Genomic DNA, 15,579 nt, shown 5'->3' on the forward strand with positions numbered 1-15,579 from the left:
ACGTCAGGTCGCATCGGTGTCACGTTGTTTCATTTGTTCGATGGCCCAATCGGCCCAACCGGCGTAGTTTTCCATCATCCGAATCGCATACTCGCTCGTCAGTAAATAGCCGAGCGTATCGGCCTCGGACTGATGGGCCGCTTGAAACGCCCGGATTTGATGGGCGACTTGCTCGTGATGCGCTTTCGTCTCTTCGACGTAGCGAATCGCCTCGTCGAGCGGGAGCAACTGCAACAGGCTGACCCGGAGCAAGTTCTCGTCTTTCATTTTCGGTTGGTACGAGGTCGGTTGCCGCAACCAGTCGATCAACTCTTGACGTCCCGTGTCGGTGATCGAGTAAATCTTTTTGTCCGGTAAATCATGTTGGGCCACATGCTCAGAGGAGACGAGTGCTTCGTCTTCCATTTTTAACAGTTCACGGTAAATCTGTGTATGATGGGCGTGCCAAAAATGAATCATTTGCGCTTTGAACGTCGCGTTCAAGGCATAGCCGGTAGCGGGTTGATGGGTCAATAACCCGAGTAGTGCATGACGTAACGCCATAACCATCACCTATCCCTTGCGGTTCTATTTTTATTAGTGTATCACATATTGCAGCGCGACCGAGAATGCCAATCGGTTGACGCCCATTGCGATTACACAGACAATATACGTGAAGGGAGAGATTTTTTATGAAACCGATTCAATCCGATCAGCAATTCCAAGAAGCCATTCAAGATAAAGGCATGGTCGTCTTCACGACGTCATGGTGCCCTGACTGCCGTCGACTCGACATGTACGTCGACGAGCTCGTCAAAGACTACCCACAGTTCAACTGGTACGTCGTCGACCGCGACGAATTGCCGGAACTGTCGGACGCGCAAGAAGTACGGGGCATTCCCTCGCTTCTCTTCTATAAAGAAGGCGTCAAACAAGAGCATCTCCACTCGGCGAACGCCAAGACAGAGATGCAAATCCGCTCGTTCCTCGATGCGTTGAACGACTAAACAAAAAGACGACCGTCATGGTCGTCTTTTTTCGTTCTTTCAAGTAAATCGTTCGACGTAGCGTCGGTCGATTGTCCGTTTCAACCAAAACGGTAACCGCCCGTGCCACGTCAACTTCCCGTACGTCAAGAGTGCTTGTCCCGGAGTCGTCAGCAAGATGTTGAGCGATGTCCGTGATTTGAACGGCCGCTTTGTGCCCAGCAGCAGACGTGCGACGTGTCGGCCCGAGCGGACGGCATCGACGCCGCCGTTCAATCGGGCTGCCATATCGCCCGTAACAAAGATATCGCGATAGACCGGGTGCCGTAAATCGTCTTCGGTCTCGATGAACGCCGCTTCTTCCGCCAGTCCGGCCGCTGACCACCAGTCGTCGGCGACGACACCGGTCGCATCCAAGACGAGTCCGTCCCCTTGTCCGGGTTGGAACGGGCCCAGGATGATCGTCACGCCGCTCCGGACGAGACGACGTGCCATACGCTTAGCGACGCGCCGTGGGAGTTCAGGCAACAGGCGACGCGCATACAATGTCACGCGTCGCTTTTGTCGGATGCATGCGAAGGCGAGCTCGACCCCGGCCTTGCCACCGCCGACGACGGTGACCGCCTCACTGTTGACAATGTCGTCCAACACATATGACGTCATCGGTTTGAGGCCCGTCCCGAGTCCACGACTTTTCGCACCGGTCGCGAGCACGAGGAGATCATATCCGACTTGCCCGTGTTCGGTCTCGACGATTCGGGCATCCGGATCGAGCCCGATGAGGCGATTGGCGACCGGCGTGACGTCAGGGCGCAACCGTGTCGTCGCCGATTCCATCTCCCCGGCGATCACTTGCGGGAACGCGCCCGTGTATATCGTTTCGCGTCCCCCGATATACTGGACGTCATACCGTTCATGGAGCGCGTCGAGCCGAGCGAGAATCTCAAGTTGCCCGTGACCGAGTCCGACGAGGACGAGACGCGGCTTCATCGTAAAATCCGCCGCGCTTCTAACAACCGCTGTAAAATGGTCGACACTTCAAGGACGAGGAAAATCGTCGCGATGACGCCAATCCATGTCGGGAATAAAATCATGAGCGTGAACAAGATGAAGCATTCCGTCCGTTCTAAAATACCAGGTTGGTAATAAAACGACTTCTCCGACCGACGGGAGCTGCTCGCCCCAACGGCGAGGAACAATGTCATCGCCACGACGAACGACCCGAGCAACAGCAGAAAGACCGGCATATGCTCCGGATGGCGTAAGGCGAGCGCGATGACGACGGCAATCTCGACGATGCGGTCGAACACGAGATCGAGTACCGTCCCGAAGCTAGTTTTTTGCGAGCGACGCGCCATCGTCCCATCGAGGACGTCGAACAGACCGGACACCCATAATAGCAAGACGGCCGTCCACAGCATGTCGTTGTAAATGAAGAGACCGACCGAAACGCCGATGATGCCCCCGAGGACGGTCACCTCATTCGGGGTGAACTTCCATTTCAAGAGCCGGTCGGCCCCACGTTCGATGACGGGACGAACGAACCGGCTACCGTATGTGTCTAACATCATATTCCTCCTTGTCTCTTACGTAAATAATACGTCTCACCGTCTCGGAACGATTCATCCCGTGGCAAGATGACGTAGTCCCCCTGGCCGCGGCGATATTCGCCGAGACGATGCCCGAATCGCGTGAACGACCGGATCAGCACGACCGTCTCGTCCGTCGGGGAGTCCGTCACCTCGATATGAAGCGAGGGATACAGACTGCCACCCAGTTCGATAAAGTCGCCGAACGTCGATTCCGTCTCGGATAACGCTTGTGGGGTGCCGCTCGCGCGGACGAGCCCCGCTTCGAGCAGGGTCACCCGGTCAGCGACGAGCATCGCTTCTTCCCGGTCATGCGTCACGAGGAGCGCCGTCAATCCAAGTTCACGAACGAGGTCGCGAATCAAGCGTTGCAACTCGTATTTGAGCTCGGGATCGAGGTTCGTGAACGGCTCATCGAGCAGAATGAGCCGCGGTGAAGCCGCGAGTGCCCGGGAAAAGCTTACGCGTTGTTGTTCTCCGCCGGAAAGCTCGTGAATCTCAGCGTCATAGCGACCAGGCAGCCGGACGCGGGCGAGCCACGCCTCTGCTTCTTGGCGCGATCGGTTCGGTGTGGCGAGTGTCACGTTCTCCCCGACCGTCAAATGTGGGAACAAGAGCGGGGATTGTGACAACATCGTGATCCGGCGCAAGTGAGGTGGCACTCCGTCAAGCGGCGTCTCCTCCCACGTCACTGTCCCGGAGTCGTGTGTCTCTAATCCTGCGATGATGCGGAGCAACGTCGACTTCCCGGACCCGCTCACGCCGACGAGAGCATGAATCTCGCCGTTCGGAATTTCTAAATCAATGCCGCGTAACACGTCACGGTCTTTAAAGCGTTTATGAACGCCTGATAATACTAAGCTCATTGCAACCGTCCTTTCACCAATCTAATCCAGATGCCGAACAGTCCGCCGAGCCCAAGATAGAGGAGGACCGGAACGAGGATGAGCACCCATGTATTCTGTAACGCCAGCGAGACGTCATTGCCTGCATAGGACTGATAAAGCCGCGTTGTGACCGTCGGGACGAGCCCTGCCCCGATTAATTGAACGAGCACGAATTGACTCAAGACGATAACCGTCGAGAACAAGACGATCGTTCGAATCGTCTCTTTCAAGAGCGGGAATAGCACGAGACCGAACCGGGTCCACGGGGCGAGCATCAACGTCTGTTCAAGAAGCGTTCGGCCAATCACATACATGGCGTTATATGCCAGCCGGATGGAATACGGCAACGTCGTGACGAGCAGGACGAGGCCAACTCCAATGTGCGTGCCGACAAGGCCGAGTTGCGCCAAAGCGATATACATGCCGAACATGCTGGCCATGACCGGGATGAACAGTGGAAGGAACGTGAACCATTCGACTGAAGTTTTCCATCTCGACTCGGTGAACATAAGCCACCAAGCCGTACCGATACCGAGCCATACGTTGATGAAGCCGAGGATGATGACATAGATGACCGTGTTTCCGAACGCCTCATCCCAACTGAACGCGGCCGGGAACGCCAAAAACAGCCCGATGAATGGGAACAGGATCAAGCCAGCGGTGAGAATCCGACTCATCGTCTCACCCCCCGTTCGATACGTCGTCGTCGTTTCGCCGTCACCGCATAGGAGCTAATGACACCAATAAAGATGAATAGCGTCCAGATGAGGGCGACCGCATACGACTCGTACGCATTTAAAAACAACCCGGTCGTTAATCGTTCGTAGGCGAGTACCCCGAGCAGTTCAGGGAAGGTGACCCCTAACAAGGCCGGCACTTCATAGGCAAACGAGATAAAAGCGACGAGCACCCAAAACGAATCGAGGAGCGGTTTAACGAGGAATGGCCATTCCGCCACTTTAAATTGTTTAAACGGCGTGAGTTGAAGTGTTTTCGCCATATCCAAATAACCCCGATTCAATTGGGCATACGTCCCAATCACCATCAAAAACACGAACGGCACTTCTTTCCAAACATACGTGAAGATGACGACGAGATGGTGGCGTTCATTCGCCTCAATCAATCCATAGAATGGGAAGACGCCTGAGAACAACAGATAAAATAAATACGCGGCTGCGACGTGCGGTATGAACATCGGCCACCTGAGAAGTGACGCGAGCCACGTCGACCGATGTCGATACACCGAACGGGCGAGCCACGTCCCGATGACAAGTGAGAGGACCGTCGAAACGACTGTCACATACAGCGTCACGGCGAGACTGGCACGCCACGCCGCGTCGTTCAATTCAGACCAGTCGAACCCTATGGTCTCGTAAATCAGAAAAGCAACACCGGTGAACGGTAATGCCAGAACGAACAGACTAAGCCATAGACTACTTCGCGACACGGTCCCACTCCTCACGAATCGCATCGATCACGGCTGGCCCATAGTCAGGGATCGAGCGTTCGGCGAGACGTTCCGGGTCAGGATAAGTGACACCTTCATCGAGCTTTAAGAATGCGTCACGGTCTGCCGTATCGAGTTTGGTCAAATCGAGCGACGTCCCGTCTCCCCAGTACGTCGAGTCTTGTTTGGCGAGCTGGGCTTCGGGCGACAACAACTCATTGATGACCACGAGCGCACCGTTCGGATTTTTGGCGTTAAATGGAACGGCGAGAAAATGCGTCGAGGCAATCGAATGTTCGAGCACGAGTGCCCGTGTCCCACTAGGAAACACGCCATTTTCACGCTCGGCCTCGGCGCGTCGTTCATTGAAGCCCATCGTCATCCAGACGTCACCCGCGGCGTACAACTGGTCGAGCTGGGCCAGCGATTTCGGATACGTCGTCCCTTGTTTCCATTGGGTCGGCGACCACGTCGCAAGCTTCTCCCAGAACTCGTCTGGAATCTCACCGTCACCGCCCGCAGTCCCATACTCGGCGTAGAGCAGATGGCGGACGAACGCGTTTCCTGTGAAGTCTGTCACTTCAGGATACGTGAAACGGCCAGGATTTTCTTCGGTCCAACGATGTAATTCGTCGAACGTCGTCGGCGGATTTTTGACTTTGTCCGCATCATAGTGCATGACGAACTGCACGTTCCCCCAAGCGACTTCGAGCCCGTTCGTCGGAGTTCCCGCATCGGTCGCTTGCGCTTCCTCGTTCAATAACTTGGCGTTCGGGATTTTGCCGAGCAGGTCACCCTGCAACAAATCCGCCTCGGCAGCGTTACGGAAATTGTCTCCATTGATCCACATGAGGTCGATCGTTCCTTCTTCTCGATTCGCCCGCTTGTCGAGCGACAATTGACGCACGAATTCGGCCGTGTCCATCGGGACGCGGTTCAACTCCACGTTATACGTCTCTTTCAGGCGGGGCGCGACATACTCATCGATATAGCGATTGATGCCATCATCTCCTCCCCACATATAAAAATTGACCGTCGACTGTTTCGCTTCTTCGGCCGCCTGTTCGAACGTCGGTGCGATTTCGGCGCGCGTCGTCCCGCAGGCAGCGAGGAAGATGAGTGACAGCATCAAGCCAAACTGTTTCAATCGGCGCATCGTGTCTCCCCCTTTTTTTCTCTATGTTGACGCATTTACTTTTTGTCAAATCCCCGTTTTGCGAGCCGTTCGAACATGACCGGGCACATTGCGTACAGTTTCGCGCCAAGTTCCATCCACCACGGGGCGTTCACTTCACGTTTCGACGCCTCACATGCCGCGACGACGCGTTTCGCGAGACGATCGGGATCGAGCATAATCGATTTCACACTCGCTTCGTAACGTCCACTCTTGTCGGCCCGGAGAAAAAACGGCGTCGCAATCGGTCCCGGGTTGACGGTCAATACATGAATCCCAGCCGGCTTCAGTTCCAACCGGAGCGCGTTCGAGAACTGGAGCAGCGCCGCTTTCGATCCGGCATAGACGGCCGATTTTGGGGTCGGGACTTTTGCCGCTTGCGAGCAGACGTTGATGATCGTACTGCCACGGCGCATCGTTCGCGCACAATCACGCGCGAGCAACATCGGTGCGGTCGCGTTCAAGCACATCGTCTCCTCGATGACGTCGGTCGTTTGATCGACGACCCGGTCGAACTCGCCGATTCCGGCATTGTTCACCCAGACGTCGATTGCTCCATATGTACGTTCGACTTGGGCCACGAGCGTGTCATAGTCGGTACAGACGTCGGCCACCATCCAATCGGCCGATAACTTCTGTCCGAGTTCGCGCAACCGCTCCTCGTTCCGTGCAATCAACGTCAATCGGGCACCCGACTCATAAAAAGAATGCGCCAGCGCGGCCCCAAAGCCGCTCGACGCACCCGTGATGACAATATGTCTCATTCTACGATGTCCTCCACTCTCACATAAATCCATTTTCCATCCGTCAACTGTTTGACGACGCGCCCACGTTCCTCGAGTAACGTCAACCGGGCGAACACCTCACTGAAGACGAGCGGCATCGCCCGCCGCATCTTGCGTCCATACAGGCGCATCGACCAATCGAACACGCTCAAGCCGTCCACCCAGTCGTTCAGGAGCAGTTCACTTCGCTCATAGCGCTGACTGATGCGGGCCTCAATCAATGGACGCGGTTTGTGAATCGGTTCCCCATGCCCGCTCACGACGAGCTTCAAGTCGACCGACTGCAATTTCCGCAGTGAATCGAGATACAGGACGACCGGCGAAGCGAACCCTTCCTCTTCGTACGGCTGCTCGATGAGCGGGTTCGGTTCGACCGCATCGATTAAATGGTCGCCCGCGATTAACACGCCACCCGGACCGAGCAGTCCGAGCTGGTCACTCGCATGCCCAGGCAGATGGATCGTCTTCCACGCCCCGTCGCTCGTCACGTCCTGTCCATCCTCGAATGTCATCGTCACAGTCGTCGGACCGATCCAGCGCAGCGCCTCCCGATAATCGGGCAATTTGTTCACAATCGTCTCCGGGGTCCCGAACCAGTGCGCCAGATCGTGCAAAAACTGGTTGCCCCGTTTGATGAAGTTCGGTGTCTGTTCTAAATAGCGAACGAGCTTCTCATGTCCGTAGACGGGAATCGAGGCGTCACGCAGACGCCACGCCTGACCCGCATGGTCGGCATGATGGTGCGTCAAAAATAAAAAATCAATATCCGCGAGCGTCAACTCGAGCTCGGCCAGTTGTGTCGTCAATGAGGTCCACGCCTCTTCCGTATCTGGTCCGCAATCGACCATAAAGAAACGGTTCATGTGTTCGACGACATAAACGTTTACGTTGCCGACCTCGAACGGCGTCGGTATATCGAGTCTTGCCAGTTGGCTTGAAATCCAGTTCGCCACGTCCCCACAACCCCTTCCACCTATCTTCACTCATTATACCTGTCCGAAAGAATGGATTTCAATCACACAAAAAAAGGAGAGGATTTCTCCTCTCCGATGTCTTATAGGTTGATGACTGTGACTTTATCTCGTGTCATCGTCTCGAGGCTGCGTCCAATCCCTTGAACACCGAGGCCTGACTGTTTCACGCCGATGAACGGGAAGTGGTCTGGGCCACGTTCCGTGCGGCCGTTCACTTGGACCGTACCGACGTCGAGCTTGTCGGCGACCGTGAAGGCGCTGTTCACGTTTTGCGTGAACACACTCGCTTGAAGACCGAACTCAGACTCGTTCGTGAGTTCAATCATCTCGTCGAGCGAGTTGACGCGGATGATCGGTAAGACTGGTCCGAACGGCTCTTCCCAAGCGACACGCATTTCACGTGTGACGTGGTCGAGGAGCGTCGGGTGCAAGAGGTTGCCGTCGCGCTCGTTTCCGTGGACGACCGTCGCTTGCTTGTTGACGGCATCGTCAATCAAGCCTTGGACGTAATCCGCCGACTTCTTGTCAATGAGTGGGACGATAAAGCTGTTATCGACCGGTGACCCGACCGTGAGCTTCTCGACGCGCTCTTTCAACATGCCGACGAGTTCGTCTGCTTGGTGCTCGAGCACGAATACGCGCTTGATCGCCGTACAGCGTTGTCCTGAATACGAGAACGCCCCGCTGACGATTTGATCAGCCGCGAGCGTGAGGTCTGCGTCTTCGAGGACGAGCGCCGGATCTTTCCCGCCAAGTTCAAGCACGACAGGTACCATCGATGCTTGTTGCGACAAGTGTTGACCTGTCCCGGTACCGCCCGTGAACGTGATCATGTCGATGCCAGGGTGTGACGTCAAGTAGTCACCGATGACCGACCCGCGCCCTGTGACGAGGTTCAATAGACCGCTCGGAAGACCTGCGTCTTGGAGTGCCTCGATCATCTTCACACCACTGATGGCACCTTGTGTCGCCGGTTTGAAGACGACCGCGTTACCTGTGATGAGCGCCGGTGCGATTTTGGCTGCTGCCAAGTTGACCGGGTAGTTGAATGGTGAAATCGCGAGGACGACACCGAGAGCTTCTTTCTTGATGATTGCCATCTTGTTCTTCGAACCGCCAGGGAATGAGTCCCCTTGCATGAACCCGCCCGTGAAGCGAAGACCTTCTTCGGCCGTATAGCGGATGATTTCCGCCGTCCGGACGACTTCTTTCTTCGCGTCGCTCAAGTTCTTCCCGACTTCGCGCATGATGATTTGACCGATCTCATCAACGCGTTCTTCGAGTTTGTCCGCCCAAGCGTACAACAGTTCGGCACGCTTGTTGACCGGAAGCGCCGCCCATTCCTGTTGTGCGCTTTTCGCGCCGTGAATCGCCTCGTCGACTTCGTCGCGAGACATCGCCTGGACGTGCCCGACGACTTCATCTGTATAAGGTGAAACGAGTTCGATTGTTTCGTTCGTTGTCGATTCCTGCCATTGTCCATTAATTAAATATGGATACGTGTTCATACTCATAATCTCTATCTGCCTCCTGAGTAAGCTTTGATATCTCGTTGCCACCCCCATTGTATGCAAAATCAAATCGGTTGAACAACTATAAAGATTCAGTTTATGTAATGTAAACGGTTACTCGTCAATTTTTTGTCAATTCCGCCTCGACTTTGCCACTTTCAACTGAAGATGTTCATCAAATCGACCGATAGAAGAGATGAGAGTACGTGAACTAGGAGGGACCACCAGTGAGCATGGATCATAATATTTTACTTGAGGCAGGCACGAACGAATTAGAGATCGTCATTTTCCAGTCAGGCCCGTTCATTTTCGGGATTAACGTCATGAAGGTACGTGAGATCATCACGATGCTTCCCCTCACTCCGCTCCCGGGCACTCCGGAAGCAATCATGGGATTGATTGAGCTCCGTGGTGAGGTCATGACGGTCATCGATTTACCGATGGTCATCGGACATCCGCGTGACGTCGGAGACAACGATCGCTTGATCGTCTGTGAGTTTAACGGAGAGAAATCGGTGCTCCGCGTCGATCAAGTGACAGAGATTAAGCGTATCTCTTGGGAACAGATCGACACGCCGTCTGATCTCGCACGCGGCATGCAAGGAATCACGAACGGGGTCGTCAAGACAGGCGACCAGATGATTATCCTTCTTGACTACGAGCGCATCGCCCTCGAACTGTCCCGTAAAGACATCATGGCCCGTGAATCGGTCAAACGACTCGGTGCCCGGGAGCGCTCGAACAAACACGTCTGGATCGCGGAAGACTCGGAGATGTTGCGGACGCTCATCATCGATACGCTCGATGACGCCGGCTATTTCAACACGACGATTTTCAATAACGGGAAGGAAGCGCTCGATGCGTTCGAACAGAGCGACGTCCATTGTGACTTGCTGATCACCGATATCGAGATGCCGCAAATGGACGGCTTGCATTTGACGAAACGACTCCGTGAGATGGATCGTTTCGCCGACCTGCCGATTATCATCTTCTCTTCGCTCATCTCGGACGACTTGAAACATAAAGGCGACGCGGTCGGGGCGAACGCCCAAATCACGAAGCCAGAGATTGGCATGTTGATTGCCACACTCGACGAATTTTTAGCCTAATCCGAAAAACGGGACTTCGCCTTGCGGCGAAATCCCGTTTTATTTATGATAATGCATTCAAGCGCGCTTCCCATTCTTGGTCGAAGCGGCGCATATCGGCTTCGATGTCGTCGAGAATCGGTTCGAGGTTCTCGGTCTCGTTCGTCTCTCCAGCCACTTCGAGCTGATGGAACCGGGCGGCCGTCTCGTCGAGGCCGACAGAATAGGAGGCCCCTTTCAACAAGTGGGCGAGCTGTTCGATTTGTTCATGGTTTCGTTCCAGCACCATGCGTCTCAATTCCGGGAATTTCGCCTCAAATTGGCGGATATATGTCTCGGCAATCTTTTTTAAGAAATCTTTATTTCCGCTAGCGATTTGATGGAGCTCCGCCAACTTTTCTTCGTTAAACAGAGCATTATGGGGCGTTTGTGACAACTCCATCCCTCCTTTGCTTCAATCCTACTAACATTCCTACCCACTGTAGCATGTTTTCGAGAAAAAACAAAAAAACTCCTCCTTTTCCGATTGCACTCTCCCATTCGCCTACCTATAATTAGGTTGAGCTAAGGTAGGAGGAACATTATGCTAACGATTTACCGTACCGACGCATCTGGGCGTGTCGACGAAATCGAAGACTTTGACAAAGGGAGCTGGATTCAACTCGTCAATCCGACGAAAGATGAGGCCGATCAAGTCATCGCCGCCTCCGGCATTCCTGAAGATTTCGTCTACGACCCGCTTGATATTGAAGAAAAACCACGATTTGAAAAAGATGATGAGGGCCTCCTCATGATCATTGACGTCCCATATGTGGAAGAAGACGACACAGGACGCGCCTATAATACGATTCCACTTGGGATTATCGTCACGGGACGACACTTCATCACCGTCTGTTCGCGTGACCTCGACGTGCTCAATTTGTTCGCCAACGGAAAAGCCCGTTTGTTCCGGACGAACTACCGGAGCCGGTTCGTCTTTCAGATTTTGCACCGAGTCAGCATGACGTACTTGCGCTTCCTTCGCCAAATCGATCGGCGCATGGACGAGCTCGAGCAAGAGTTGCAACGTTCGATGCGAAATCAGGAAATCTTTCAATTGATGAACTTACAGAAGTCGCTCGTCTACTTCATGACGTCGCTCAAAGCGAACGACAGCGTCCTCGACCGCATCGTCAAGACACCGAGTCTCGAGAAGCACGAGGAAGACGAGGAGTTGCTCGAAGACGTGTTCGTCGAGCACCGTCAGGCGATGGAGATGGCGTCGATTTATAACGATATCATCAGCATCAAGATGGACGCCTTCGGTTCGATCATCTCGAACAACGTCAACTTCGTCATGAAGTTCTTGGCCTCGATCACGATCGTACTTAGTATTCCGACGATGATCTCTGGAATATTCGGGATGAACGTCCAAGTGCCGTGGGAAGGACAACCAATCGGCTTTGTGTTCGCCATTACGATGATGATCGGTTTCTCAAGCCTCGCCTTTTACATTTTGTGGCGCAAGCGATATTTCTAAAAAAAGATGGTGTTGCCCGTTGCGGCGACACCATCTTTTTACATCAATTTGACTGTGACGAGACACAAGTCATCGTCGATCTCGATTTTAGGGACGAGTTGTTCGGCGACGTGACGCGCGTAGTCAAGCCCGTATGACGCGACGTCCTTCTCGAGCCAGCGGATGCCGTCGTCGATGTCTTTGCTGTAACATTCCATCAATCCATCTGTATACATATGCATCGTCATCCCCGGTTCGATGTCGATGACCTTCGACTCAAAATTCGGCTCCTCGAACATGCCGACCGGGACACCGGTCGTCTCGAGACGGGTCACACCCGAGTCCGACGTCACGATGACCGGCGGATGACCGGCGTTGACGTACTCGATTTGACGCTTCGTCGTGTCGATATAACAATAGACGGCCGTGAAATAGCTCTGCATGTCCTCTCCCGAGAACAAGAACGTCATCTGACGGTTCAATTCACTCATCACATCGACCGGGTATTGGACGTTGCTGACGAGACCGGGCAAAATCGACCGAATCCCCATCGTAATCAACGCCGACGAGACACCATGCCCCATCACGTCGAAGATGATGACCCCATAGCGATCCGGTGCGACCTGGAACCAGGCATACATATCCCCGGCCAGTTTTTTAGACGGCAAGTAGAGGGCCCGGACGTCAATCTCATCGTTGCTGATGGGCGGGGTCAACGCGCTCTGTTGAATCTTTTGCGCGAGATCGAGGTCATATTGGAGCCGCGCCTCATATTTTTTGCGTTCATCGACGGCCGCTTTGTAACGGAGTGCGGAGCGGATGCGCGCGAGCAGTTCCGTGATTTTAATCGGTTTCGTCGTATAGTCGGACGCTTCAGCGTCGAGACCTTCCGCGATTTGCTTTTCCTCGGTGCGACCCGAGACCATAATCACGGGAAGTTCCTCATAGCCGCTCATCTGTCGAATCCGTTTACACGTCTCGATTCCAGAGATTCCTGGCATCTCGACATCAAGCAGGACAAGGTCGTATAGCGACGGGGCTTGCGGGTCCATCAGGAGCGCGAGCGCATCTTCACCACTCGAGACTGAAATCGTCTCATAATCATGTTGATGCAATAATTGTTCGAGAACCATCGTATTGACCGGTTCGTCGTCCACAATCAAAATCGCCATAGTCATCCCTACTTTCTCTGTCAGTGTTCTTCTGCATATTATTGTATCATATCTAATCGCTTCATTAGGTATTTCAATGCTGTGACAGTTCGAAGTGGTTCAAAGATGGAGAATCTCGTTCGTTTTTGGCATACTGGAAGTACGAAAGCGAGGAATGCCGCATGGGATGGATATTCGCTGTGAGCGGTTTGATTATTTTGCTCGTCTTAATCGCGTCAATCGTTGTCATTCAAAAAGGATATGCCTATAAAGACAACAAGGACGACATCGTGCTCGATTACGATGAAATCAATCGCCGCATCACCGAAGAAGAACAGCAGAAAAAATAGAGCCATCGGCGGATGGCTCTATTTTTTATTTAAATTCGAATCGAAGTGCCCCTTTTTCAAGGTAGAGCGCGGCATCGAACGTCTTGTCCCCTTTTTTGAACGTGTGCACGTTCGATTGCCCGCCGTTAATCATCTGTTTCAGTTCATCTTTGGCAATTCCGACGCCGAGTACTTGTTTCGACATCGTAAATTTGCAACCTTCGCGAAAGCCGCTACAACCGATGAATTTCGCATGCTCGACGAGTCCCTTGCCACAGCTCGGGCAGACGCCGAACGATGCTTTCGGCCGCGCCGCCGACTTCTTCCCGAAACGGCGGGCTTCAATCGTATAGCCTTCCGGGTTCGCCGTCTCGACTCGCGCTTTCGCCTCTTCGACGAGATGAATCGACATCTTTTTCGCCTGGTCGATAAATTCGGCGGCCGAAGCCGATGCCTGCCCGATTTCGTTGAGACGTTTCTCCCATTTGGCCGTCATGGCCGGTGAAGCAAGGATACTGTCACCGAGCACGTCAATCAACAAGCGCCCTTTATCGGTCGGGACGAGTTCTTTCTTTTGTAGGTCGACATAGCCCCGCTTCTTCAATCCGTCGATAATATTGGCTCGTGTCGCCTCGGTTCCAAGCCCCTCGACTTCTTTCATGATATGAATCAGTTCTTCATCATCGAGCTGCTTACCGGCCACCTTCATCGCCATGATGAGCGCGCCTTCTGTATACCGTTTCGGTGGCTCCGTTTGTTTCGATAATACTTCGACTTTCTTTTCCGTCAACGGCTCCCCGAGTGTGAGCGCCGGGAGTTCGACGTCTTTGGACTTCATCTCGACAACTTGACGATAGCCGGCACTGACGACGACCGTCCCTTTTGCCCGGTACAGGTCGTCGCCGTCCATGAGGTCGACCGTCGTTTTCTCAAGCTTGGCCGGAGGGGCGAACGCCGCAAGAAAGCGACGGTTAATCAAATCGTATAGTTTTGCCTCATCCCCGCTAAGTCGGGCCACATCGCCACACGCCTCGGTCGGGATGATCGCATAGTGATCACTGACCTTTTTCGCGTTGACGTAGCGGCTGTTCCGGGACGGGTTCTCGGTCAACACGTCTTTCAACTCGGCATAGGCCGCCGACTTCAATAGTCTTGCTTTCGTCTGTGGGAACAACGTCGCCTCGTCCGGTGTGACGAAACTTGAGTCAGTCCGCGGATAACTGATCCATCCTTTCGTATATAGCTTTTGAGCGATGTCGAGCGTCTTCTTCGCCCCGAAGCCGAACCGCTTGCCGGCTTCAGCCTGCAAACCCGATAAACTGAACCAGAACGGTGGGTGTTCCGTCTTCTCTTCCTTATCGATCGATTGAACGACCGCTGTTCCGGTCGCTCGGCTGACGACCGCGTCGGCTTGTTCGCGAGTCTTTAGTTTCGTCGTCTTACCGAGCGTGTATTTCGCTTTGAACGTGCCGCGTCCTTTTTGAAGCGTCGCCTCGACCTCAAAATACGGCTCTGGGACGAACTGTTTAATCTCACGTTCGCGATTGACAATCAAAGCGAGCGTCGGAGTCTGGACACGGCCTAGCGAAAACACGTCCTCGACGCCGATCGTCTTCAACAGCGTTGTATACGCTCTTGATGCGTTCATGCCGACGAGCCAGTCGGCACAGGCGCGACTCATTGCTTCGTGATAGTACGGGACCGTCTGGTCGCCTGGTAGCAGTGCGGCGAAACCACGGTCGACCGCCTGCTCGGTCAAACTCGAGATCCATAGGCGCGACAAAGGTTTTTGATTGCCGGCGAGCCGTAAAATGAGACGGACGATGGCTTCTCCTTCCCGCTCGGCATCGGATGCGATGATGACGTCGGTGATGGACCGGTCGTGCAGCCATTTCTTAATCGTCTGGAACGGTTTCGACTTGCCTTTCGAGATGCGATAGTCGAATCGGTCCGGCACGATTGGGAGCGACTCATATTTCCAAGACTTCCATTCCGGCTTATAATGGGACGGTTCTTGCAGCTCGCATAAGTGACCGACCGCCCAGACGACGATGGCGCCTTCTGGGAACCGGGCACATGAAGCGATCTCAATCTCCTCTTTTTTCTTTTTTGATGGATACGGCGCAGCCAGTTTTTGGGCCTGCGACGGTTTCTCCGCAATAATTAATCTCATAGGATCCC

At 54.0% G+C, this 15,579-nt stretch carries 17 protein-coding genes; 4 read left to right on the forward strand and 13 right to left on the reverse strand.

Going from position 1 to position 15,579, the window contains the following annotated elements; translation table 11 throughout:
* Positions 1-3: 3 nt before the first annotated feature.
* Complete coding sequence (locus tag M467_RS28590; protein WP_021067642.1) at positions 4-543, reverse strand: PadR family transcriptional regulator; 540 nt, start codon at positions 541-543, stop codon at positions 4-6.
* 128 nt (positions 544-671) lie between these two features.
* Between M467_RS28590 and M467_RS28595 the strand changes: the two genes are divergently transcribed.
* A complete protein-coding gene (locus tag M467_RS28595) occupies positions 672-986 on the forward strand; it encodes a thioredoxin family protein (RefSeq protein ID WP_021067643.1) in 315 nt (104 codons plus the stop codon).
* A 39-nt stretch (positions 987-1,025) separates the two neighbouring features.
* Here the strand turns inward: M467_RS28595 and M467_RS28600 are convergent, their stop codons facing one another.
* The 9 genes from M467_RS28600 to M467_RS28640 all read right to left on the reverse strand — a co-directional run bounded on the left by M467_RS28600 (position 1,026) and on the right by M467_RS28640 (position 9,338).
* On the reverse strand, positions 1,026-1,955 hold the full coding sequence (locus M467_RS28600) for an NAD(P)/FAD-dependent oxidoreductase (protein WP_021067644.1): 930 nt from the start codon (positions 1,953-1,955) through the stop codon (positions 1,026-1,028).
* Positions 1,952-2,533, reverse strand: coding sequence for a CDP-alcohol phosphatidyltransferase family protein (locus M467_RS28605; protein ID WP_021067645.1), 582 nt, complete (start codon positions 2,531-2,533; stop codon positions 1,952-1,954). The genes M467_RS28600 and M467_RS28605 overlap by 4 nt, the downstream gene beginning before the upstream one ends.
* On the reverse strand, positions 2,533-3,420 hold the full coding sequence (locus M467_RS28610) for an ABC transporter ATP-binding protein (protein WP_021067646.1): 888 nt from the start codon (positions 3,418-3,420) through the stop codon (positions 2,533-2,535). Before M467_RS28610 ends, M467_RS28605 begins: the two co-directional genes overlap by 1 nt.
* Positions 3,417-4,118 carry an ABC transporter permease gene (locus M467_RS28615; RefSeq protein WP_021067647.1) on the reverse strand — a complete coding sequence of 234 codons (702 nt, stop codon included), beginning with the start codon at positions 4,116-4,118 and terminating at the stop codon, positions 3,417-3,419. The genes M467_RS28610 and M467_RS28615 overlap by 4 nt, the downstream gene beginning before the upstream one ends.
* On the reverse strand, positions 4,115-4,888 hold the full coding sequence (locus M467_RS28620) for an ABC transporter permease subunit (RefSeq protein WP_021067648.1): 774 nt from the start codon (positions 4,886-4,888) through the stop codon (positions 4,115-4,117). The genes M467_RS28615 and M467_RS28620 overlap by 4 nt, the downstream gene beginning before the upstream one ends.
* The gene (locus M467_RS28625; RefSeq protein ID WP_021067649.1) at positions 4,875-6,044 is read right to left on the reverse strand and encodes an ABC transporter substrate-binding protein; all 1,170 of its coding nucleotides are present in this window, start codon (positions 6,042-6,044) and stop codon (positions 4,875-4,877) included. The genes M467_RS28620 and M467_RS28625 overlap by 14 nt, the downstream gene beginning before the upstream one ends.
* A gap of 35 nt (positions 6,045-6,079) precedes the next feature.
* On the reverse strand, positions 6,080-6,826 hold the full coding sequence (locus M467_RS28630; protein ID WP_021067650.1) for an SDR family NAD(P)-dependent oxidoreductase: 747 nt from the start codon (positions 6,824-6,826) through the stop codon (positions 6,080-6,082).
* On the reverse strand, positions 6,823-7,800 hold the full coding sequence (locus tag M467_RS28635) for an MBL fold metallo-hydrolase (RefSeq protein ID WP_021067651.1): 978 nt from the start codon (positions 7,798-7,800) through the stop codon (positions 6,823-6,825). Before M467_RS28635 ends, M467_RS28630 begins: the two co-directional genes overlap by 4 nt.
* 101 nt (positions 7,801-7,901) lie before the next feature.
* Positions 7,902-9,338 carry an NADP-dependent glyceraldehyde-3-phosphate dehydrogenase gene (locus M467_RS28640; protein WP_029595305.1) on the reverse strand — a complete coding sequence of 479 codons (1,437 nt, stop codon included), beginning with the start codon at positions 9,336-9,338 and terminating at the stop codon, positions 7,902-7,904.
* 227 nt (positions 9,339-9,565) lie between these two features.
* Between M467_RS28640 and M467_RS28645 the strand changes: the two genes are divergently transcribed.
* The gene (locus tag M467_RS28645; RefSeq protein ID WP_021067653.1) at positions 9,566-10,441 is read left to right on the forward strand and encodes a chemotaxis protein CheV; all 876 of its coding nucleotides are present in this window, start codon (positions 9,566-9,568) and stop codon (positions 10,439-10,441) included.
* Between the two features lie 43 nt (positions 10,442-10,484).
* Here the strand turns inward: M467_RS28645 and M467_RS28650 are convergent, their stop codons facing one another.
* Positions 10,485-10,862 (reverse strand): Hpt domain-containing protein, encoded by a 378-nt coding sequence (locus M467_RS28650; RefSeq protein ID WP_021067654.1) that lies wholly within the window; start codon positions 10,860-10,862, stop codon positions 10,485-10,487.
* Between the two features lie 141 nt (positions 10,863-11,003).
* Here M467_RS28650 and M467_RS28655 point away from each other — a divergent pair, with 141 nt between their 5' ends.
* Positions 11,004-11,939, forward strand: a complete 936-nt coding sequence (locus M467_RS28655) for a magnesium transporter CorA family protein (protein ID WP_021067655.1) — start codon at positions 11,004-11,006, stop codon at positions 11,937-11,939.
* A gap of 38 nt (positions 11,940-11,977) precedes the next feature.
* Here M467_RS28655 and M467_RS28660 read toward each other — a convergent pair whose 3' ends face one another.
* Positions 11,978-13,090, reverse strand: a complete 1,113-nt coding sequence (locus M467_RS28660; RefSeq protein ID WP_021067656.1) for a PP2C family protein-serine/threonine phosphatase — start codon at positions 13,088-13,090, stop codon at positions 11,978-11,980.
* Between the two features lie 161 nt (positions 13,091-13,251).
* Between M467_RS28660 and ytzI the strand changes: the two genes are divergently transcribed.
* Positions 13,252-13,419, forward strand: coding sequence for a YtzI protein (ytzI, locus tag M467_RS31710; RefSeq protein WP_021067657.1), 168 nt, complete (start codon positions 13,252-13,254; stop codon positions 13,417-13,419).
* 25 nt (positions 13,420-13,444) lie between these two features.
* Here the strand turns inward: ytzI and M467_RS28665 are convergent, their stop codons facing one another.
* The gene (locus M467_RS28665) at positions 13,445-15,571 is read right to left on the reverse strand and encodes a DNA topoisomerase III (RefSeq protein WP_021067658.1); all 2,127 of its coding nucleotides are present in this window, start codon (positions 15,569-15,571) and stop codon (positions 13,445-13,447) included.
* Positions 15,572-15,579: the final 8 nt, after the last annotated feature.

The sequence above is a fragment of the Exiguobacterium chiriqhucha RW-2 genome, from assembly GCF_000416965.1.
GTDB classification, from domain to species: domain Bacteria; phylum Bacillota; class Bacilli; order Exiguobacteriales; family Exiguobacteriaceae; genus Exiguobacterium; species Exiguobacterium chiriqhucha.

Coding starts and splice junctions, on each gene's coding strand:
- M467_RS28605 (WP_021067645.1), bottom strand. CDS start 2,533: ATGTTAGACACATACGGTAGCCGGTTCGTTCGTCCCGTCATCGAACGT.
- M467_RS28650 (WP_021067654.1), bottom strand. CDS start 10,862: ATGGAGTTGTCACAAACGCCCCATAATGCTCTGTTTAACGAAGAAAAG.
- ytzI (WP_021067657.1), top strand. CDS start 13,252: ATGGGATGGATATTCGCTGTGAGCGGTTTGATTATTTTGCTCGTCTTA.
- M467_RS28595 (WP_021067643.1), top strand. CDS start 672: ATGAAACCGATTCAATCCGATCAGCAATTCCAAGAAGCCATTCAAGAT.
- M467_RS28600 (WP_021067644.1), bottom strand. CDS start 1,955: ATGAAGCCGCGTCTCGTCCTCGTCGGACTCGGTCACGGGCAACTTGAG.
- M467_RS28660 (WP_021067656.1), bottom strand. CDS start 13,090: ATGGCGATTTTGATTGTGGACGACGAACCGGTCAATACGATGGTTCTC.
- M467_RS28655 (WP_021067655.1), top strand. CDS start 11,004: ATGCTAACGATTTACCGTACCGACGCATCTGGGCGTGTCGACGAAATC.
- M467_RS28625 (WP_021067649.1), bottom strand. CDS start 6,044: ATGCGCCGATTGAAACAGTTTGGCTTGATGCTGTCACTCATCTTCCTC.
- M467_RS28630 (WP_021067650.1), bottom strand. CDS start 6,826: ATGAGACATATTGTCATCACGGGTGCGTCGAGCGGCTTTGGGGCCGCG.
- M467_RS28615 (WP_021067647.1), bottom strand. CDS start 4,118: ATGAGTCGGATTCTCACCGCTGGCTTGATCCTGTTCCCATTCATCGGG.
- M467_RS28665 (WP_021067658.1), bottom strand. CDS start 15,571: ATGAGATTAATTATTGCGGAGAAACCGTCGCAGGCCCAAAAACTGGCT.
- M467_RS28590 (WP_021067642.1), bottom strand. CDS start 543: ATGGCGTTACGTCATGCACTACTCGGGTTATTGACCCATCAACCCGCT.
- M467_RS28645 (WP_021067653.1), top strand. CDS start 9,566: ATGGATCATAATATTTTACTTGAGGCAGGCACGAACGAATTAGAGATC.
- M467_RS28610 (WP_021067646.1), bottom strand. CDS start 3,420: ATGAGCTTAGTATTATCAGGCGTTCATAAACGCTTTAAAGACCGTGAC.